We start from the raw sequence: 19,954 nt of genomic DNA, 5'->3' as shown, positions 1-19,954 counted from the left end.
GGACGAGCCCTAGACAGGTAGCGCCGCCGGCAAATCCGCCTTGCCCTCAAGTTGCCGAGTGCGGGCGAACACCCCCGGGGTGACCTGGAAGCGGGACTGGAAGACCGCGATGAATGCGGACACCGACGCGTAGCCCAATTGCTCAGCAACCACACTCACGGCGGTACCCGCCTCCAGCAAGGGCAACGCGGCAAGCAGCCGCAGCGCTTGCCGCCACTCGACGAACGACAACCCGGTGTCCTGCCGAAACAGGCGCGAAAGCGTGCGACGGGTGGCTCCGACCTGACCAGCCCAATCGTCCAGCGTGCGAGGGTCGCCCGGATCAACGTGCAATGCGCGCGCAATCTTGAGCAGGCGCGTGTCGCTCGGCATTGGCACAGATAACGGCGCAGCCCGCAGACGCCGGATGCGATCCATGATCAGGCACACCAGGGCGCCGTCGGGGCCGTTCATGTCGTAGTTCACCGGCAATTCGGCGGTTGCTGCCACCAGTTCGCGCAGCAACGGTGTCACGCACAGCATCGCGCCTGCACGTGGTGGATGGGCACCAAACGCGGCCGCATCGAGATAGAGGCTGTGGAAGGCCACGCATTCGCGCGTCGACACGGCGTGCGGCATGTCCGGCGGAATCCACATCGCGTAGTGCGGCGGCAGCAGATGGCGGCCCAGTGGGGTATCGATCTCGATCACGCCGGCGGTGGCGTAGGTGAACTGCGCCCAGGGATGGCTGTGGGACTCCACCCAACCGTTGCCGGGAATCTCGAACGCCCGCACGAACAGCGGCCGCGGCAGCACTGCCATGGGCGGAACCACGTAGGCGTTGCGAGCTTGTCCTGCGAGCAGCATAGGGTGTCCTCCGCGCGGGATCGGGCGCGCGCCGCGGATGATACCGTGGCGCATCCACTGTTCGGCAACGTTCCATGAGCACACATACCGCCCTCTCCCGCCACACCGTCACTGCGCTGCGCGCACGTAAAGGCGCCGGCAGCCTGGTCTCGCTGACGGCCTATTCCGCCCCCATGGCTCGCCTGGTCGACGCGCATGCCGATGTGATCATCGTCGGCGATTCGCTGGGTATGGTTCTGTATGGCATGCCCAGCACGCTGGGCGTCACGCTCGAGATGATGATCGCGCACGGCGCAGCGGTGGTGCGCGGGTCGACGCGGGCCTGCGTGGTGGTCGACCTGCCGTTCGGGACATACCAGGAATCTCCCGCGCAGGCGTTCCGCAGTGCGGCGCGTCTGCTGAGTGAAACCGGCGCGCAGGCGGTCAAGCTGGAAGGCGGCGTCGAGATGGCCGACACCATCCGTTTCCTGACCGAACGTGGTGTGCCGGTCATGGCGCATATCGGGCTGATGCCGCAGCAGGCCAACGCCACCGGTGGCTTCAAGGCGCAGGGGCTCGAGGCCGCGTCGGCGGCACGCATCTTCGAGGCAGCACGCGCAGTGGAGCAGGCTGGCGCGTTCTCGGTTGTCATCGAGGGCACCGCCGAGGCACTGGCGCGGCACATCACTGAAACGCTCGCGATCCCGACCATCGGCATCGGTGCCTCTGCCGCGTGCGATGGCCAGGTGCTGGTGACCGAAGACATGGTGGGCGGCTTCGATGCCTACACACCGCGCTTCGTCAAACGCTACGCAGACATCAATGCCGTCATGCGTGAGGCCGTCGCGCAATATGCCGACGAGGTTCGGCAAGGCGCCTTCCCGCTGGCACAACACTGCTTTGGCTACGGCAAGCCGCTGCAACTGCCCTCACACCTGATCGCCGCGACAAGCCTGGTGCCAGCTTGACTGCGAAATGCATCGGGCCAGCATGACGTTGGCCCGGCTCAGGCAGGCATCACCCGATCTCAACGCCCTGCAATGGACAGCAGCGAGTCAAACAGGCTGTTTGCCGTCTGCATGACCTTGGCCGACGCCTGATAGGCCTTCTGATACTGCATCAGGTTCATTGCCTCTTCATCCAAGCTCACGCCAGACACCGACTGCTGCTGCCGCATAGAACTCGCCAGCAACCCCGTCTGCGCCGTCAGATTGCCGTTGGCCTGGTTGGTCCGCACGCCCACCTGCGTAGTGAGGTTGTTCCATGCCGAGCCGATCGACGTGGTGCCACCATCAAGCAGTGCGGCATTGCGCAGCTTGGCCAACGCGCTGGCGTTGCCGTTGTCGGTGCTGTTGGCGGCGTTGGGCGAGAGCTTGAAGGTGTCGCCGTTTGCGGGCGTGCCCGTCATCGTCATCTGGACGCCGTTGAACGCGTACGTCGCGCCCTGCGTGTAAGGTGCCGTGCCGGAATACGTGGTCGACGTACCGTTGACGGTGACAGTCACCGTGCCCGGAAAGCCTGAAAGCGAACCGCCACCCGCCGCGGTGTAGGTGAGCGAGACCGGCGAGGCAAGCGGCGCGCCCGCGTAACCCGCATTCACGCCGACGGACGTGACCGCCCCACTGCCCTTGTTGTTGCTGCCCAGGTCTGCCACCACGGGCGAGGCTGCGGCGACTGCGTGGTAGTCGTTCGTCAGCGTCTTCATGCTGGACGCAGCGTTGGCGGTCGGGCGCACGAGGAACGAATCCCCATTGTTCATGGCACCGCTCAGGTTGAGCGAGACGCCATCCACCGTGGTCGGCCAACTGGTGACAGTGACCGCGCCGGAGCCATCGGGGTAGCGCGATACGGTATAGGCACCGCCCTGATACTTCACCTGATAGTCGTACCCCTGCCCTGCGTTGGCATTGGTGATGCTAGCTGTGAGCGTGCCGCTGCCGGTGTTGCCGCTGCTGGGTGCGACGGTGGGGCCGGCCACAGAGAACAGATCAGTGCCCAGCTTGCCGTTGGCATCCATGCCCAGCCTGTTCTGCGCGTTGACTGCCGACGACATCGCGGTCGCCAGACGGCCCAGGCTGTTCTGTGCGGGGATAAGCGTATTACGGCGGAAATCCATCAGCCCACCCAGAGCGCCCCCGCCTAGCTGACTATCATCAATGCTGACAGTACCGGCCGGGCTCTTGTAGCCCACTGACAGCTGCGTCGGATCGTACGGCGACGACACCGTCGTCAGCTCAAAGCTCTGATTGCCCTGCACCAGGGCCTGCCCATTGCCAATGTAGACGTTGTACTGGCCATCGCTCGTCTGCACGGCGCTGGCCTTGATGGACTTGTTGAGCGTCAGCACCAGCTGGTCGCGCTGGTCTCGCAGGTCGTTGGCAGGCTGGCCGGTGGAAGCCTCCGCCTTGGCGATCTGCTCATTGAGCGCAGCGATCTGCTTGGCGGTGCCGTTGACAGTGCTGACTTGCGTCTGCACCTGCGTATTGACCTGGTTGGACAGCGCGTTCATCTGCCCTGCAATCGCATTGAAGCGGTTTTGCAGGCCAGCAGCGGCATTCAGGAAGACCTGCCGCGCAGTGGTGTCCGACGGTTTGGACGCCAGGCCGTCGGCGGCATTGAAGAAGCTGGTGAGCGCTGAGCTCAGCCCGCTGTTGGGATCCCCCAGGTACTTGTCCAAACCAGTCAGCAGGCTGCTGAGCTGGTTGGCAGCGCTGGTGGCCGCGTGGCCGCTCTGCACTTGCGTGGTCAGGAACTGGTCGTAGATGCGCTTGACGGTGGCAACATCGACGCCCTGCCCCAGGTAGCCGACACCGGCATACAGCGGGACGTTCTGCGTCTGTACCGCCTCCTGGCGCGAATAGCCGGGCGTATTGGCATTGACGATGTTGTTGCCCGTCACCTGCAGGTGGATGCCCGCGGCGCGCAGCCCCGATGCGCCAATGTTCAGAAGAGAGGAACTCATCGTTGCGAGGAGAAGAATCTGCGTGATCAGGAACGCACTGCGTTACTTGAGCTGCGCCACTTTTTCCAGCATGCGGTCGGACGTCTGCACGGCTTTGCTGTTGATCTCGTACGCGCGCTGCGTCTGGATCATCTGGATCATTTCTTCCACCACGTTCACGTTGGACGTTTCCACGTAGTTCTGGTTGAGCACACCCACGCCGTTCGAGCCGGGCGCAGCCAGGTTGGCGGTGCCGGAAGCTTCCGTCTCTGCGTACAGGTTCTCGCCCATGCTACGCAAGCCGGCCGGGTTGATGAAGCTGGCCAACTGGAACGTGCCCACTTGCGTGTTGTTCGTGGTGCCCGCCGTGGTGATCGTCACCACCCCGTCCTTGCCAACCGTCAGGCTCTTGGCGTTTTGCGGCACGGTAATCGCAGGCTGCACGGCGTAGCCGCTCGACGTGACGAGCTGCCCCTGCTGGTTGATCTGGAAATTGCCGTCACGCGTGTAGGCCAGGGTGCCGTCCGGCATCTGCACCTGGAAGAAGCCGTTGCCGTTGATGGCCACGTCGGTCGAGTTGCCGGTCTTGGTCAGGTTGCCTTGCGTGTGCAGCCGCGTGGTGGCAACAACGCACGTGCCGGTGCCGATCTGCATGCCCGAAGGCAGCGTGGTCTGCTGCGACGACTGCGCACCCGGTTCGCGGGCATTCTGGTACAGCAAGTCTTCGAACACAGCGCGCGAGCGCTTGAAGCCCGTCGTGTTGACGTTCGCCAGGTTGTTGGAGACGACGTCCAGCTGCGTTTGCTGGGCGTCCATCCCGGTCTTGGAGATCCACAGAGAGCGAATCAATTGGAGGCCTCTCGTCAGAGTTGGGGGGAAGCCGCCCGGGGCCCCGGCATGCCGAAACCGCCCCAGGCGGGTTGTCAATTGCCGTGCGCGATCAACGCAGGCTGACAAGCGTCTGCAGGATCGAGTCCTGTGTCTTGATCGTTTGCGCGTTGGCCTGGTACGAACGCTGGGCAACGATCATGTGGACGAGCTCGGCCGAGAGGTCCACGTTCGACTGTTCTGCCGACTGGGATTGCAGCAGACCGAACGAACCCATGCCCGGCGTACCGAGGTTCGCAGCGCCCGAGTTGGAGGTCTCCACCCACTGGTTGCCGCCAATGTTCTGCAGGCCGTCCGGCGCCTTGAAGTTGGCCATGGCAATCTGCCCCAGTACGGAGCTGCGACCATTCGAGTAGCGCGCCATCACCGTACCGTCGTTGCCCACGGCATAGCTGGCCAGGCGGCCGGTGGCATAGCCGTCTTGCGAAACACCGGGGGCCGTATCGTTGTAGCCGCCGCCGAATTGCGTGGTGCCTGTCAGGTCGATGTTGCCGATGCTCATGCCGGCAAATGCAACCGGGATCTTGCTGGGGGCGGACGTCAACTGGCCATTGCCGTTGAAGGTGAGCGAGGTGATCGGGTTGCCGCCGGTGGGGGCAGCGCCATCCACCATGGCGTGCACATCCCAGCCGGTGGCCGTGCGCACGTAGTAGTTGGTGAGCACGTGGGCCTTGCCCGTGCCGTCATACACCTGCTGCGACACCGAATGGCTGAACGTTTGCGAGTTGGCGGACGAGAACGGCGTGGTGGTCGGCAGCTTGGCACCAGAATCCAGGTTGACGCCAAATGCCGTGTTGGTGGTTGCCAGCGGCGCCAGATCGTTCACCGGAATCTGTAGGTTGGTCAGCACGGCCGTGTTGACCTTGCCTGTGGAATCCACACCGTAGCCCGTCAGGTTCTGGCCGGTGGCGGAGATGATGTAGCCGTTCTTATCCGTGTGGAACTGCCCGTTGCGGGTGTACGAAACCTGCCCGCTGCCCGGGTCCACTATGCGGTAGAAACCCGTGCCGTTGATGGCGATATCCAGCGGATTGCCCGTACGCGTGACATTGCCCTGCGTAAAGGACTGCGACACGCGCGTCACATTCACGCCTTGTCCGATCTGGCTGTCCGATGCGCCGACCAATGAGCGCGCATACACATCGCCAAACACGGTGGTCGCCTTCTTGTAGCCCACGGTGTTGGCATTGGCGATATTGCTGCCGATCGTGTCCAGCGACTTGGATGCGGCATCGAGGCCGCTCAGCCCTTGTTGGAATCCCATGATGTTCTCGCTTGGAAAGTTGTACCGCTGTTGTGTTGGCAGACGGTGCAATCTCGTCAGCCAGCGCTAAAGACTCGGAAATCGATCTCTCGGTATCACCACCCGCTCAACGAGCGAGACGATTTCGTCTTTAGACAGCGTGTTGTATTTCCCTTGCGAACACCTTATTAAACCTGGCTTTAAAGCGGTACCTTTCGATTCTTTGTGCAACCTGACATTCAATCGATGAATTAGATGGATAAATGCACCGTATCTCTTCGATTTGCACCTGAACCTGCATGACCTGCTGCTCAGATGTCAGCGCCGCGCGCAATCGTCGGGCCGGAGCGCTGCCCCTCTCCATACAGGTGAACACACGCCACGGATTCCCCACGCCGAGTGGAAAATGAACGCACCTGAATGGCGTTTTTCAGCGCGGCGTTCGCCACACACTTTGCCTGCCTGCCGATCCCCTGGCGATTCATCACGAGAATAGACATGACATGCACGCTTCTTCTCAGAGACGACTCTGTTCGTGTGCACTCAGCCGACTGTATCGAACATCTCGTACGTCCTGCGAGTTGCATCGACATGTCGCACCTCAGGCGCCGCCCTCACCCGGTCCGCGCTCAGCCAGCGCTTCCAGTAGATCTGCAGACGGAACGAAGAACAGGCTGCCCGTGACCGCGCGGCTGTAGTCCAGCAGGCGGTCATAGTTGCCGGGCGGGCGGCCGACGAACATGTTTTCGAGCATCTGCTCGATCGGCGCCGGCGAGCGGGCGTAGCCGATGAAATACGTGCCGAACTCACCGAAACCCGGCCGGCCGAACGGCATGTTGTCGCGCAGGATCTTCACCTCCTGGCCATCTTCTTCAAGCGTGGTCAGCGAACTGTGCGACCACGACGGTTTGGCATCGTCGTCCAGTTCGATGTCGGACAGCTTGGTCCGCCCGATGATGCGCTCCTGCGCCTCGACGGAAAGCGCGTTCCACCCGGCCATGTCATGCAGATACTTTTGCACGAGCACGTAGCTCCCGCCGGCAAAGGGCGCATCCTCATCACCGATCACGGTGAAATCAACGGCTTCGCGGCCCTCCGGATTCTCCGTGCCGTCAACAAAGCCGACCATGGCGCGCTGGTCGAAGTAGCGGAAGCCGTGCACCTCGTCGACCACCTTGACCGCAGCGCCCAGTCTGCCGATCAGCTGTGTGGCGAGTTCAAAGCAGAGATCCATCTGGTCTGCTCGGATATGCAGCAGGAGATCGCCCGGCGTTGCGACAGCGGTACGTTCCCCCGATCCGAACACGCGGAACGGATGCAGCGATGCCGGCCGCGGTGCGCCAAACAATGCATCCCACGCATCCGAGCCAAAGCCGCAAACGCACGACAGTTGACCCGCCGGAACACGCTTGCCGACCGAGCGAACCAGCGCGGCAACGTCGGCGCACCATGCGCGGACAACATTGGCGTGGTCGGTGCCCGGATTCAGGGTGGCGACAATAAAGATGGCGCTGCGGGTGACAGGGCCGGCAACGGCTTGTGGTTCTGGGGTTGGCATCGGTTGGCGTGCATTGAAGGCGGTAAGGTTTTGCAGCCTAACAGAACATGTTCTCCATTGGCGGATGCCACACCTCGTGAATCCACCTCATGGCAGCTACTCGTAGTGCACGGTACCGAGACCGGCTAGCTCAACTGCAGCGGCCTATTCTTCCTCGCGTGCAGCGATCGCGCGCTGCAATGCCTGCCTGGCAGGCCCATCTTGCGCCGGCAGACCGGAAAGCAAAGCGTGCAGCGCCGGCAGCGTGCAGATCGCCACCAATGCCCGTGCGGCATGCTCCCGCACGTTTTCATCATCGTCCCGCAGGGCTTGCGTCAACGCCGGCAATGCGTGCGCCGCATCCGCATGCGAGCCTCGATGCAGATTGCGGAGCGACTCGGCGGCCTGTGCACGGACTTCTGCATCCGGGTCACGCAGCGCCGTGACAAGGGTCGGCATCGCCGCTGCATCACCACTATTGCCAAGCGCCCACAGCGCTCCAATACGTACACGCTGCCCCAGCGCGGGTGTCTGGAACGCGGTGATGAGGTGTTGCGTGGCACGTGCGTCACGCTGTTCACCGAGCGAACCGACGGCGTAGTAGCGCACCTCTTCATCCACCTCGTCAAACACGCGCGCCGCAATCGCGTCGACCGCCTGCGCATCGCGTTGCCAACCCAGCGCAATGACAACTTCCAGCCGCACGCGAGGCTCAGGGTCGTTGGCGACCGCCAGCAAGGCAGGCAGCACCTGCGGTGGCCCGAAGCGCAAGCCCTCAGCCGCCTGCCGCCTAACTTCCGGCGCGGAATCGGACAAAGCCGCCAGCAGCAGGTCGCGCAACGTGGCGTCTTCTGTGTCGAGGCATTCGCGCAGCGCGCTCAATGCAGCGGCGCGTACGCTGCCATCAAGATCCGCCGTGGCGGCAAACAGATCCGCCATCGCGTTGGCGGTATCGCATCTGGCGAGTGCATGGATTGCCCAGATGCGCACGTCGACGTCGGTATCCAGATGCAGTCGTGCGCGCAATGCGGCAGCCACGGGCTCGGACGACCAACGCCCCAGCACCTGCACCGCCTCCCGCCGTACCTCGGCGCTGGGATCCTTGAGGGCTTGGAGACATGCGGGCAGGTGCGCGTGCGCGACTGCCTCCGACTGCATGCCCAGGGTGAGCACGGCAGCGGCGCGGACGTCCGCCTCGGTGTCGTGCGTCAGTGCATGCAGCACTGCGGATTCGGCTTGCGGATATTGGCCCAGGTCGTAGTCCGCCAGCGCATGAACGGCGCTCGCGCGAAAGTAGGCGTCGGCGTCGCGCGTGGTGGCCACCAGTGGGGGAACAAGCGCATCATCCACGCCCAGATCGGTCAGGCTGACATTGGCACCGCGGCGCATGTCGGGGGCTTGCTGCCTGAGCGCGGCGATGAGCGCCTCGATCTCGGCGGCACGGTGCGCCTTGGCTGGCGCCGCATCAGGATCGACAGCGCCGGCGCGCTCGCGGCGATTGGCCAGCGCGGTTTTGATACGAGCCATCAGCGACATCAAGCCCATGGAGTGGCAGCTCCTCTACGTTAGGTCAAGGCCAGAAACGCGCCCGCTACAGCGGGAGAAAGGAGCGCCCCGGGGCGGCTTGCCCGCGAGTCGAGGATCAGGTTCCGGCGAGCGCGGATCGTAGCGCGCATGCCATCGATGTTGCAAGTAGCGCACCCGGCGTGGGCTGGCCGGGCATATCGAGCGGGATGGCTGGGGGCGACGGCCCCCCGACGCTCAGTTCTTGGCTGTACTCACACCATCCCGGTTCCACCATCCGCCGCCTAGCGCCTGGAACAGCGCTGCCGTATCGGCAAACCGATTGGCGCGCGCTGTCACGGTGGCCTGCGTTGCAGTCTGGTAGGCCTGCTCTGCATTGAGCACTGCGAGGATGTTGACGTGACCGATCGCGCGTTGCTTGTCAGTGATATCGAGCGTGGTGCGGGCAGCCTGCTCGGACTTGAGCGCGGCTTTCAGCACGTTGGCATCGGCATCCAGCGCGTGCAGGGTGTCGGCCACGTTCTGGAAGGCGGTGATGACCGTACTGCGGTACTGGGCCTCAGCCTGGATAACGCCTGCGTCGGCCGCGCGCTTTTTGGCCAGCAGCGTGCCGCCGTCGAAGAAGGTCTGCGCCACACCGCCCACCAGGCTCCAGAAGACATTGCCCTGCTGGAACATCTGGCTGAACTGAGAGGCCGTGCCGCCTCGCGTGGCGGAAAGTGTGAGCTGCGGCAGCATATTGGCAATCGCCACCCCCACCTGCGCCGTGGCGGCGTGCAACTGTTCTTCCGCCGCGCGCACGTCCGGGCGCTGCCGCACCAGATCGGACGGCAGCGAGACGGGCAGCTCCTGCGGCAGCGTGAAATCGGCAAACGTGAAGGTTTCTGGAATGCCCTCGCTCGGCAGCTTGCCTGCCAGCGCGGACAGCAGATCGCGCTGCACGGCCAGTTGCTTCTGCAGATTGGGCAGCGCCTGTTCGGCCTGCGCCAACGCCGTTTGCGCCGCGGCCACATCCAGCCCGGTGATGGCGCCGAACGCAAACTGCTTATGTAGGTTGTCGACCAGTTGCGTGTTGATGTCTACGATCCGCTGCTGTGCGTCGATCTGCGCGCGCAGCGACGCCTCCTGCACCGCCGCCGCGACGATATTGGAAGCCAGTGTCAGCTGGGCGGCTTCCAACTGGAAGTACTGTGCATCTTCCGCAGCCCTGAGGGATTCGACCTGCCGCCGGTTCAGGCCGAACACGTCGGGTGCGTAGCTGACCGTGACCTGCGCCGTATGCAGGCTGTAGATCTCTGCATTCGAGGTGAGCGAGGGTGCGATGGTGCCCACGGCATCACGCTTGCGGGCGCCCTGGTACGCACCCTGCACCAGCGGGAAGAACGCGCCCTGCTGGGCACGTGTCTGCTCATGCGCCGCCTTCAGCGCCGCCTGCGCGGCAACCAGCGTTGGGCTGGCGGCAAACGCATCGGCAATCACCTTGTTCAGCTTGTCCGACTGGAACGTCTTCCACCACTGGTCGGACACCTTCATGCCCGAAACGAAGCGCTGGGCCTCGCCGCCCTGCGTGGCTGCGGACGATGTCTGCTCCGGCAGCGGCTGCGGTGCATAGCCGGTCACCTTGGGTGCCTCGGGCGTCTTGAAATCGGGCCCGACCGCACAGGCCGAGACCAGCATGCAAGCAACAACCGCTACGACACGAGCGTGCGAAGGAATGGCATTCAGAACTGCATTGAGTTTGTGGCCCGGGAGCAACGTAATTCGCGACATGGTTCGCCCGATTCTTGTCAGCGTGGAATGGCGGCGATTCTATTCGGCAGCGGATCAGCCGCGTACTGTGATTGATCACAGTAGACCGGACCGCTTCACGCCTCCATCATGCGGGCAAATTTTTGTCATCTTGGGGGTTGTCGTGCGTTTCGATGCAAAATCCGCCGCCGTGGGGGGCGCTGCCGCCGCTGTTGCTGTCGCCGGCCTGATGTTCGCCTTCACGGGGCGGACACAATCCACGCCTGTATACGAACAGACTGAATCCGGTAAGGCCGGCGCCAAGGCCGCCCCGGATGCGGCGTCGCGCAAGCAAAAACAAAACGTGACGCTGAACGCGTCGCAGAGTGAGCACGTCAAGGTGGCGCCGGTGGAGGAACACGAGTTCGCCAACCAGCGCGAGGCGATCGGCAGCATCGACTTCAATCAAGACCGTTCAGTGCAGGTCTTCACGTCCTACCAGGGCAAGATCCGCAATGTCTTCGCCAAGATCGGCGACGACGTGCCCAAGGGCAAGCCGCTGTTCGACATCGACAGCCCCGACCTGGTGCAGGCCGAGTCCACCCTGATCTCGACCGCCGCCACACGCAAGCTGACGACGCGGGCCCTGGAGCGTGCACACCAGCTCTTCGAGATTCAAGGGCTTGCGCAAAAAGATCTGGATCAGGCCACGTCCGACCAGCAGGCCGCCGAAGCCGCCTACAAGGCCGCACGCGACGCGGTGGCCATTTTCGGCAAGAGCGCCGCGGAAATGGACCGCATCGTGGAGCAGCGCCGGATCGATCCCGTCCTGACGGTCGTCAGCCCCATCGCCGGCCGCATCACTGCACGCAGCGCGCAGCCTGGGCTGTTGCTGCAACCTGGCAACGGCACCGCACCGTTTACGGTGTCCGACCTCTCCACCATGTGGATGCAGGCGTTCGTGCCGGAAACAGACAGCCCGCTGCTGCGTGTGGGTCAGAAGGTCCAGATCAAGGTGAACGCATTCCCGAACCGCGCGTTTGCCGGGGTCGTGACAACGATCGGCTCGACGGTGGATGCGAACACGCACCGCGTGCTGGTGCGTTCGGAAATCCAGGACCCGAAGCATGAACTCCGCCCGGGCATGTTCACCTCGTTTGCGATCCGCACGGGTGAACCTACGCGCTCGCCCGCTATCCCGCCCAACGGTATCGCGCGCGAAGGCGACGGCACCATGACCGTCTGGGTGACCACCGATCGCAAGCAATTCGTGCCGCGTACGGTCCAGCTCGGACAGGAACAGGACGGGCTGGTCCAGATCGTCGACGGCGTTAAGCCCGGCGAAATGGTGGCCAGCGAGGGTGCACTCTTCCTGAGCAGCGTCGCGGCAATCAACGGCCAGTGACCCCCGGCTCTTCTTCCTGATCGGATCAATCAAGCGCTCACAAAGAGGTAGACCGTGCTGAGGGCCATTCTCAGGTTGTCGCTCACGCGCCGACCACTCATTCTGCTGTTCCTGCTGGTATTCGTCGCAGCGGGCTTGTACGCCTATTCCAAGCTCAATATCGAGGCGTATCCGAACCCGGCTCCCGTCATCCTGGAAATTACCGCGCAGCAAGCCGGTATGTCCGCCGAGGAGATGGAGCGCTATTACACCGTGCCGATGGAAGTGGGCCTGGCGGCCACGCCGGGCGTGGCGAGCATCCGCTCCACGTCGTTCTACGGCCTGTCCTTCGTACGGGTGACCTTCAATTACGGCATCGACTATTACTTCGCCTATTCGCAGGCCGCGTTGAGCCTGCAGCAGAACGTCAGCCTGCCGAACAATGTGCAGGCCCAGATCCAGGCCTCGAGCCTGGTGGGCGAAGTCCTGCGCTATCAGGTCAAGGGGCCGCCGCATTTCGGCCTGACGAACCTGCGCTCCATCCAGGACTGGGTGCTCCAGCGCCGGCTGCTGACGGTCCCCGGCGTGGCACAGGTGGTGAGCTGGGGCGGCCCGACCAAGAGCTATGAAGTCTCGGTCGACCCGCGCAAGCTCGAAACGTACAACGTGACCCTGCCGCAGATGATGACGGCGCTTGGCAACGCCAACATCAACGTCGGCGGGCGCACGCTCAACTTCGGGCAGCAGTCGATCAACATCCGGGGCGTCGGTCTGGTTGAGAACGTCAAGGACATCGGCAAGGTCGTCCTGACGCAGAACAACGGCGTGCCGGTGCAAGTCAAGGACGTGGCGACGGTCAAGATCGGCTTCGTGCCGCGGCTCGGCATTGCGGGCCGTGACAACGAGGACGACGTGGCCCTGGGCACCGTCGTGATGAACCGCACGCAGAAGACGAGCGACGTGGTGGCCCGCGTCAAGGCCGAGATCCAGAAGATCAACACCGACGGCACGCTGCCGCCGGGCGTCAAGGTCGATCTCGTCTACGACCGATCAGAGCTGGTGACCACCACCACGCACACCGTGCTGCACGCGCTGGTGTTCGGCTTCCTGCTGGTGTTCTTCATCCAGTGGATCTTCCTGGGCGACCTGCGCAGCGCCATCATCGTCGGCGTCAACATTCCGTTTGCCCTGTTCTTCAGCATCATCATCCTGGTGCTGGCGGGGGAATCGGCCAACCTGCTCTCGGTGGGCGCGGTCGACTTCGGGATCATCGTCGACGCCTCGGTGATTCTGGTGGAGAACATCTTCCGCAACCTGCAGATGCCCGCAGCCGAACAGGCGCGCATGCTGGCCAGCCGCGATGCCAGAGTGCTCGGCATGCGTGTTCCAGAACGCATCCGCATGATCTTTGTCAGCGCGCTGCAGGTGGACAAGGCGGTGTTCTTCTCGGCGGCGATCACGCTGGCCGCCTTCGTGCCCCTTTTTACGATGCAGGGCGTGGAAGGCCAGATCTTCGGGCCGATGGCACGGACCTACGCCTACGCCTTGATGGGCGCGTTGATCTCCACCTTCACCATCACGCCGGTCCTGTCGTCGTACCTGCTGCCCAAGCACATCGAAGAAAAGGAAACGCTGCTGGTGCGCGGGCTGCACCGCATCTACGCGCCGGCACTGCACTGGTCGTTGTCCAACAAGAAGATCTCGGTGGCCATCGGCGCCGCGGCGCTGGTGATCACGGGTCTGCTGATCCCGCGCCTGGGCACGGAATTCCTGCCAGCGCTGGAAGAAGGCAACCTCTGGCTGCGCGCCACCCTGCCCCAGACGGTCTCGCTCGAGGCGGGCGCGCCGACGGTGACGAAGATCCGGCAGATCCTGCTGCGCCACCCGGAAATCCGGACGGTCGTGTCCATGCATGGCCGCCCCGACGACGGCAGCGACGCCGCGGGCTTCTACAACGCGGAGTTCTACGTCCCGTTCAAGCCCTACGACGAATGGCCGGCGGGCGTGACCAAGGAAAAGATCGTGGCGCAACTGCAGAAGGAGTTCACGGATGAACTGCCGGGCGTTGCCATGAACTTCTCGCAGTACATCCAGGACAACGTGGAGGAAGGCCTGTCCGGCGTGAAGGGCGCAAACTCGGTCAAGATCATCGGGCGCGACCTGAAGACGCTGGAGTCGCTCGCTGACCAGGTCTATGCAGAGATGAATCAGGTCAAGGGCATTGCCGACCTTGGCGTGTTCCGCGTGCTGGGTCAGCCCAACCTGAACATCCGCATCAACCGGGAGGCGGCTGCGCGCTATGGGCTCAACACCGGCGATGTGAACAACATCGTGCAGGCGGCGCTGGGCGGCTCGGTGGCGACCCAGGTGGTCGAGGGCGATCGCCAGTACCAGATGCTGGTGCGCTTTGCGCCGGAGTACCGCAAAGACATCGAAGCGGTCCGCAATATCCGGGTGCCTTACACCGCGTCGAACAGCACCACGGGCTATATCCCATTGCGTGAGCTGGCTGACATCTCGCTCGACACGGGGGCGTCCTACATCTACCACGAGCGCAACGAGCGCTACATCCCGATCAAGTTCAGCGTGCGTGGGCGTGATCTGGGCGGCACGGTGGAAGAAGCGCAGGAGCGCATCGCCAAGCATGTGAAGCTGCCCGAAGGCTATCGCATCCAGTGGGCCGGCGAGTTTGAAGATCTGGAACTGGCCAAGAAACGCCTGGAGTTTGCCGTGCCCGTCAGCATGATGCTGATCCTGGTGCTGCTCTATGGCCTGTTCAACTCGGCGCGCGACAGCCTGATGGCACTGGCCGGTATTCCATTCGCCATCATGGGCGGCATCCTGGCACTGTTCCTGACCGGGCTGGACTTCAGTATCTCCGCGGCGATCGGCTTCATCTCGCTGTTCGGCGTCTCGGTGATGGACGGTATCCTGATGATCACGTACTACAACGACCTGCACCGCGAGCAGGGCATGAAGCCGACCGAGGCGATGTTCCATGCCGCGCAGCACCGGATGCGGCCGATGCTGATGACGGCGCTGTCGGCGTGTATCGGCCTGTTCCCGGCGGCCATCTCCACCGGCATCGGTAGCCAAGTGCAGCGTCCGCTGGCCACCGTGGTGGTGGGCGGCATGCTGATCGGCCCGTTGATGCTGCTGGTAATCGTGCCGGCACTGCGGATGGTGTTTCTCGGCAAGACGCCGCCGCCCGACATGACGCCACCTGAGGAGGCACCGGTCTGACGCAGCGCCCGCCTTCTGGGCGGGGTGACAACGAGGTGCTATACAGCGCGCCGTGACTCCTGCAGTCCGGCGCGCTGTTTTTTGGGGGGGATTAGTGTCGGGCCCTGCTGCGTATGAGAGCAACAAGCCCCGGAGGAGGCGGGCCTTAAAGCTTGATGATGCCGGCGGAAGACGCCTTGACCACCGCCTCGATGCGCGTGGCCACGCCCAGCTTCTGCCGCGCGTTATCGATATGAAAATCCACGGTGCGCTTGGACAAGCCGAGGATGGTGGCAATCTCGCCGGAGGTCTTGCCACGTGCGGACCAGGCCAGCACTTCCACCTCGCGCTCACTCAGGTTGACCGCCGGCAGCGGCTTGCGCGTGCGGGCGCTCTTGGCCAACCGTGTCTCGATGATGCTGCTCAGGATGTCGAAGTCGACTGGCTTGGTCACATAGTCGTCAGCCCCCAGGCGGCGGCCCTTGAGTTCGTACTCGCGTTGCGCGAACGCCGTGAGAAACACGAAGGGAATCTCGGAATAGCGCGGCGCCAGCGTGCCGAGTTTCTCCAGCAACTCGAAACCCGTCATGCCGGGCATGCTGACGTCGCACAGCACAAGATCCGGCGCGTCATGGAGAATGGCGGTCAAGCCCTGCTCTCCGTCGTGGGCCTGGTTGACCGAGAACCCGCGCTCAACCAGCTCTTCGACGATCAATTCCGCGGTTTCGCGGTCATCCTCAATACAGAGGATTTTTCGATCAGCATCGCTCATGATCATTCCGCGTCAATATGGGGGGCCATCAGCCAATGTCACGGCAGGCATAGACGCCTTGGCTGTGTAATCACGTGGCATTATCTGCCGAACTCTTCCGCTGCAGTTTGATGCATTGCTAGAAAAAGCGTATGGCACGTCCCACGCATAGCCCGGTTTCCGTGTCGACCGACACACGATTGCCCAGATTCCGTCCGTTGTCAGCACTGCGGCCCGTCCGCGTTCGGCTCTCGCTTGCCTTTGTGACGTTTCTGCTGCTGGTCATCGGCCTGGGTGCATTCAGCATTGACCAGCTTGCCAGCTTCCATAGCGTGTCATCGCAGATCAGTGGCCGCTGGCTGCAAAACAGCCGCATTCTAGGCGATCTCAACAACTACATTTCCGATTACCGCTATGGGGAAGCGGAGTACCTGATTTCGACCTCGCACGCCGATCTGGTCGCCGCAGATCAACAGGTTGCCAAGCTCGATGAATTGATCCTGCGATCGCAATCCCGGTACGAAAGAATCGAACACGATTCAGCCGAGCGTGCGCTGTACCAGCAATTCGTCATCCAATGGAATACCTACCGTGATCTGGCCAGGCGCGTGATCATCACGGCCAAGGCAGGAGACATTCGGGGCGCGAAGCAGCTCTATCACGATGAATCATGGCAGGCCTATGACCATGCCAACGACACGCTGGGCGTCCTGACCGAGCGCAGCACCGCCAGCGCAACCGCAGAAACCGAACGCGAGGCGCAGGCCTATCACGACGCACGGCAACTCATCATCGGCGCCATCATCGTGGCAACCTGCCTGGTCGTGGTTGCGGTGGCCTACCTTGCCTACGCAGTCTCCCGACCGATCGCCGTGCTGGTTGACCGCATGCACCACATCGCCAACAACGATACGCACGTCGACATCCCGGGCCTGGACCGTCGCGATGAAATCGGCGACATCGCACAGGCCGTCGCACGCTTTCGCGACAACACCATCGAACTGGGCCGCAGCAAGGACGCCCTGGTTGCACAGGCGACCGTCCTGCAGGACATGCTGGACAAGGAGCGCCGCCTGGCTGAACTGCAGCGCAACTTTGTCTCCATGGCCTCACATGAATTCCGCACACCGCTGGGCGTGATTGACGGCCATGCACAGCGGCTGATGCGCATGCGCGAAGTGCCCCCACCGGAGGTGATCGAAGAGCGATGCGGCAAGATCCGCGCGGCCGTGCAACGCATGACGCATCTGATGGACCATCTGCTCGATTCTTCGCAGTGGCTCGATAGCACGACGCCCGCAGCGATGCGGCGCACCCTGTTTCCGCTGCCGGCGTTGCTTCACGAAGTTTGCGAGATGCACCGGGACAGCACGCCCGGCGCACGCATCGAAGAACACATCGAAGCCGATGGGCCCGACACCTTCTTTGGTGACGCCAAGCTGCTCTTCCAGGCGTTCAGCAACCTGATCGGCAATGCCGTCAAATACTCGCCGCCCGGCAAACCGATTGGCGTGTATGTGCAAGGCAATGCCGAAAGCGTATCGGTGGTGGTGGAAGACCGCGGCATGGGTATTCCGGAGCGCGACATCGAGCGGCTGTTCGAGCGCTACGTCCGCGGCGGCAATGTGGCCGGCACAGTGGGTGCCGGTGTCGGCTTGTATCTGGTCAAGCTTGTGGTCGAACTGCACCGGGGCACGATTACCGTGAGCAGCGCAGAAGGCAAAGGCTCCAGGTTCATCGTGCGCCTGCCACGGCTGGAGCCCTGATCAGGCGCGCTTCGAAGCCTTGAGCGACAACGCCCATGTCACGGTGCCCACAATCGCACCGAACAGGAACGGGTACGACCACAAATTCCCGGGACCCCACTTGAGAAACGACCAAACCAAACCGACCGTCACCACAACCAGGCCCCACTGCGCGGATTTGCCCGCGAGGTGACGAATCACACTGTTGTAGAGCAGGATGCAGGACAACAAGGAAATCAGTGCCGTTAGCAATGATGTCGATCCCGTACGCACAAGCTCCCAATAGGCCCATGCGTAACGCAGGGTGAAGCCAAGCTGCAGCAACGTTGCGATGACAAGTGGTGCGCGCGTCGAATCGGTGGCGGGCGAGTTGGACGTGCTGGCGTTCTGGTCTACAGGTTTTGAATCCATCTTCCCCTCTTCTCTGTGTTCTTGCGGACGGTTTCACATCGATCGACCGGCGTAAATGCGGCGCCCAGATCGCTTGGATGCGCAGCATAGCATTCGGTCGGCACACCACCTCGGCAATCACCCGGCTTGCCGAACATCACAACCCGTGACACACTCCAACCCGCTGCCTTCACCGGCAGCACGCAGGCGCGGCGGGCGCAACACGCACCGCTGCAACACGCCGCAGGAGAGACCGGGTTGCAACGATGCCCGGCGCCGATGGAGCAACCACCCCGGAAACTCTCAGGCAAAAGGACTGTGGCGTCGACTGCGAATCTGGAGAGAGGCATGCACGGGCATGCCCACCGAAGGGGAAGGCGCCAGCGCAGCTGACGCCCAAGCTCTCAGGTCCCAAGACAGATGGGGTGAGCCGACCGGATCGTCCGGTTATGACATCACTCCATAGGGACCGCCATGACGCATATCGTCATCGTCGGCGCCGGTATTTCCGGCGTCACCACTGCTTACACGCTCTCGCAACTCGGCTATCAGATCACGGTGCTCGACCGGCATCTGTATCCGGCCATGGAAACCTCGTTTGCCAACGGTGGACAGCTTTCCGCCAGCAATGCCGAGGTCTGGAACAGCACCGGCACGCTGCTCAAAGGCATCAAATGGATGCTGCGCAACGATGCGCCGCTGCTGCTCAATCCCAAGCCGTCGTGGCACAAGTATTCGTGGATCGGCGAGTTCGTGGCGAGCATCGCCCACTACCGCCGCAACACCATCGAGACCACGCGCATGGCCATCGAAGCGCGCAAGCACCTGTTTGCGATGGCCGAGCGCGAACAGATCGATTTCGACCTGCAACGGCGCGGCATCCTGCACGTCTATCACGACAAGGCGAGCTTTACCGCAGCAGGCAAGGCCAACGCGCTGCTCGTTGCCGGCGGGCTGGAACGCCACGCCGTGAGCCCCGAAGACATTGCTGCAATCGAGCCCACGCTGCGCGGCAACTACTACGGCGGCTACTTCACCGAATCGGACGCCACAGGCGACATCCACAAGTTCACGCGCGGTCTTGCGCAGGCCTGCGAGAAACGCGGCGTGCGCTTCATGCAAGGCGTGGATGTGCGCGACGTGGAAACCACTGAACGCGGTGTGCGCTTGCTGCTGCAGACCACACTCGATGATCGCCTCTCCACCAGTGAGGCCAACGTGGTGCAGGAGATCACCGCCGATGCGCTGGTCGTCTGCGCCGGCGTCGGCAGCCGGCATGTCGCGCAGATGGTGGGCGACCGCATCAACGTGTACCCGGTCAAGGGCTACTCGATCACCGTGCATCTGGACGATGAGGCCAGCATGCAAGGCGCGCCGTGGGTCAGCCTGCTGGACGAGAGCGCGAAGATCGTCACCAGCCGCCTGGGCGCGGGCCGCTTCCGCGTGGCCGGCACCGCGGAGTTCAACGGCTACAACCGCGACATCCGCGCTGATCGCATTGAACCCCTGGTGGCCTGGACGCGCCGCAACTTTGCCATCGGCACCTCACGCGTGGTGCCGTGGGCCGGCTTGCGCCCGATGATGCCGGACATGATGCCGCGCGTTGGTCGCGGGCGGCATGCGCGCGTGTTCTACAACACGGGCCATGGGCACCTTGGCTGGACGCTCTCTGGCGCCACGGCCGCGATGATCGGCGACGTGATCGCGCGCGACTGCCCATTGCACTGATCGCCAATCCCACAACGGATCGGGCCAGCACAATCCAGGCCCGATCCG

15 protein-coding genes and 1 riboswitch are annotated in these 19,954 nt (G+C 63.3%); of the genes, 5 read left to right on the top strand and 10 right to left on the bottom strand.

The genetic code is table 11. From position 1 onward, the window contains the following. Positions 1-9 precede the first annotated feature (9 nt). Positions 10-846 (bottom strand): helix-turn-helix transcriptional regulator, encoded by an 837-nt coding sequence (locus V6657_RS23965; RefSeq protein ID WP_048936075.1) that lies wholly within the window; start codon positions 844-846, stop codon positions 10-12. A 74-nt stretch (positions 847-920) separates the two neighbouring features. On the opposite strand from V6657_RS23965, the gene panB reads away from it, so the two are divergent. Further along, the gene (gene panB, locus V6657_RS23960) at positions 921-1,793 is read left to right on the top strand and encodes a 3-methyl-2-oxobutanoate hydroxymethyltransferase (RefSeq protein WP_048936074.1); all 873 of its coding nucleotides are present in this window, start codon (positions 921-923) and stop codon (positions 1,791-1,793) included. Positions 1,794-1,852: 59 nt separating this feature from the next. On the opposite strand, the gene flgK is transcribed toward panB, so the two are convergent. The 7 genes from flgK to V6657_RS23925 all read right to left on the bottom strand — a co-directional run bounded on the left by flgK (position 1,853) and on the right by V6657_RS23925 (position 10,635). Next, on the bottom strand, positions 1,853-3,787 hold the full coding sequence (gene flgK / locus V6657_RS23955; RefSeq protein ID WP_048936073.1) for a flagellar hook-associated protein FlgK: 1,935 nt from the start codon (positions 3,785-3,787) through the stop codon (positions 1,853-1,855). Between the two features lie 42 nt (positions 3,788-3,829). Next, positions 3,830-4,615 (bottom strand): flagellar basal-body rod protein FlgG, encoded by a 786-nt coding sequence (gene flgG / locus V6657_RS23950; protein WP_048936072.1) that lies wholly within the window; start codon positions 4,613-4,615, stop codon positions 3,830-3,832. A gap of 91 nt (positions 4,616-4,706) precedes the next feature. Then, positions 4,707-5,918, bottom strand: a complete 1,212-nt coding sequence (gene flgE, locus V6657_RS23945) for a flagellar hook protein FlgE (RefSeq protein WP_048936071.1) — start codon at positions 5,916-5,918, stop codon at positions 4,707-4,709. Between the two features lie 290 nt (positions 5,919-6,208). Continuing rightward, positions 6,209-6,397, bottom strand: a complete 189-nt coding sequence (locus tag V6657_RS23940) for a hypothetical protein (RefSeq protein WP_048936070.1) — start codon at positions 6,395-6,397, stop codon at positions 6,209-6,211. A 101-nt stretch (positions 6,398-6,498) separates the two neighbouring features. Further along, positions 6,499-7,455, bottom strand: a complete 957-nt coding sequence (locus V6657_RS23935; protein ID WP_048936069.1) for a Dyp-type peroxidase — start codon at positions 7,453-7,455, stop codon at positions 6,499-6,501. Between the two features lie 144 nt (positions 7,456-7,599). Further along, positions 7,600-8,961: a HEAT repeat domain-containing protein gene (locus tag V6657_RS23930; RefSeq protein WP_160315317.1), complete on the bottom strand. Its 1,362-nt coding sequence runs from the start codon at positions 8,959-8,961 to the stop codon at positions 7,600-7,602. A gap of 234 nt (positions 8,962-9,195) precedes the next feature. Next, positions 9,196-10,635, bottom strand: coding sequence for an efflux transporter outer membrane subunit (locus V6657_RS23925; RefSeq protein WP_137884953.1), 1,440 nt, complete (start codon positions 10,633-10,635; stop codon positions 9,196-9,198). Positions 10,636-10,870: 235 nt separating this feature from the next. Between V6657_RS23925 and V6657_RS23920 the strand changes: the two genes are divergently transcribed. Both V6657_RS23920 and V6657_RS23915 read left to right on the top strand, forming a co-directional pair. Then, a complete protein-coding gene (locus V6657_RS23920) occupies positions 10,871-12,091 on the top strand; it encodes an efflux RND transporter periplasmic adaptor subunit (RefSeq protein WP_048936066.1) in 1,221 nt (406 codons plus the stop codon). A 54-nt stretch (positions 12,092-12,145) separates the two neighbouring features. Continuing rightward, positions 12,146-15,313: a CusA/CzcA family heavy metal efflux RND transporter gene (locus V6657_RS23915; RefSeq protein WP_048936065.1), complete on the top strand. Its 3,168-nt coding sequence runs from the start codon at positions 12,146-12,148 to the stop codon at positions 15,311-15,313. A 145-nt stretch (positions 15,314-15,458) separates the two neighbouring features. Here the strand turns inward: V6657_RS23915 and V6657_RS23910 are convergent, their stop codons facing one another. Further along, positions 15,459-16,064 carry a response regulator transcription factor gene (locus tag V6657_RS23910; protein WP_048936081.1) on the bottom strand — a complete coding sequence of 202 codons (606 nt, stop codon included), beginning with the start codon at positions 16,062-16,064 and terminating at the stop codon, positions 15,459-15,461. A 131-nt stretch (positions 16,065-16,195) separates the two neighbouring features. Between V6657_RS23910 and V6657_RS23905 the strand changes: the two genes are divergently transcribed. Beyond that, entirely contained in the window at positions 16,196-17,809 is a 1,614-nt protein-coding gene (locus V6657_RS23905) for an ATP-binding protein (protein ID WP_048936064.1), read from the top strand. On the opposite strand, the gene V6657_RS23900 is transcribed toward V6657_RS23905, so the two are convergent. Next, positions 17,810-18,199 (bottom strand): hypothetical protein, encoded by a 390-nt coding sequence (locus V6657_RS23900; protein ID WP_048936063.1) that lies wholly within the window; start codon positions 18,197-18,199, stop codon positions 17,810-17,812. Between the two features lie 213 nt (positions 18,200-18,412). Beyond that, a riboswitch (glycine riboswitch) is annotated at positions 18,413-18,507 on the top strand. A 145-nt stretch (positions 18,508-18,652) separates the two neighbouring features. Here V6657_RS23900 and V6657_RS23895 point away from each other — a divergent pair. Continuing rightward, positions 18,653-19,906, top strand: a complete 1,254-nt coding sequence (locus V6657_RS23895) for a D-amino acid dehydrogenase (RefSeq protein ID WP_048936062.1) — start codon at positions 18,653-18,655, stop codon at positions 19,904-19,906. Positions 19,907-19,954: the final 48 nt, after the last annotated feature.

The organism is Ralstonia sp. RRA, from assembly GCF_037023145.1.
Classification (GTDB): Bacteria; Pseudomonadota; Gammaproteobacteria; order Burkholderiales; family Burkholderiaceae; genus Ralstonia.
This window is presented reverse-complemented; position numbering and strand designations above follow the sequence as displayed.

Excerpts from the sequence above, each read along its gene's own strand:
- V6657_RS23965 (WP_048936075.1), bottom strand. The coding sequence starts at position 846 with ATGCTGCTCGCAGGACAAGCTCGCAACGCCTACGTGGTTCCGCCCATG.
- V6657_RS23900 (WP_048936063.1), bottom strand. The coding sequence starts at position 18,199 with ATGGATTCAAAACCTGTAGACCAGAACGCCAGCACGTCCAACTCGCCC.
- panB (WP_048936074.1), top strand. The coding sequence starts at position 921 with ATGAGCACACATACCGCCCTCTCCCGCCACACCGTCACTGCGCTGCGC.
- V6657_RS23935 (WP_048936069.1), bottom strand. The coding sequence starts at position 7,455 with ATGCCAACCCCAGAACCACAAGCCGTTGCCGGCCCTGTCACCCGCAGC.
- V6657_RS23910 (WP_048936081.1), bottom strand. The coding sequence starts at position 16,064 with ATGAGCGATGCTGATCGAAAAATCCTCTGTATTGAGGATGACCGCGAA.
- V6657_RS23895 (WP_048936062.1), top strand. The coding sequence starts at position 18,653 with ATGACGCATATCGTCATCGTCGGCGCCGGTATTTCCGGCGTCACCACT.
- V6657_RS23925 (WP_137884953.1), bottom strand. The coding sequence starts at position 10,635 with ATGCTGGTCTCGGCCTGTGCGGTCGGGCCCGATTTCAAGACGCCCGAG.
- flgK (WP_048936073.1), bottom strand. The coding sequence starts at position 3,787 with ATGAGTTCCTCTCTTCTGAACATTGGCGCATCGGGGCTGCGCGCCGCG.
- flgE (WP_048936071.1), bottom strand. The coding sequence starts at position 5,918 with ATGGGATTCCAACAAGGGCTGAGCGGCCTCGATGCCGCATCCAAGTCG.
- V6657_RS23930 (WP_160315317.1), bottom strand. The coding sequence starts at position 8,961 with ATGGCTCGTATCAAAACCGCGCTGGCCAATCGCCGCGAGCGCGCCGGC.
- V6657_RS23905 (WP_048936064.1), top strand. The coding sequence starts at position 16,196 with ATGGCACGTCCCACGCATAGCCCGGTTTCCGTGTCGACCGACACACGA.
- V6657_RS23940 (WP_048936070.1), bottom strand. The coding sequence starts at position 6,397 with ATGTCTATTCTCGTGATGAATCGCCAGGGGATCGGCAGGCAGGCAAAG.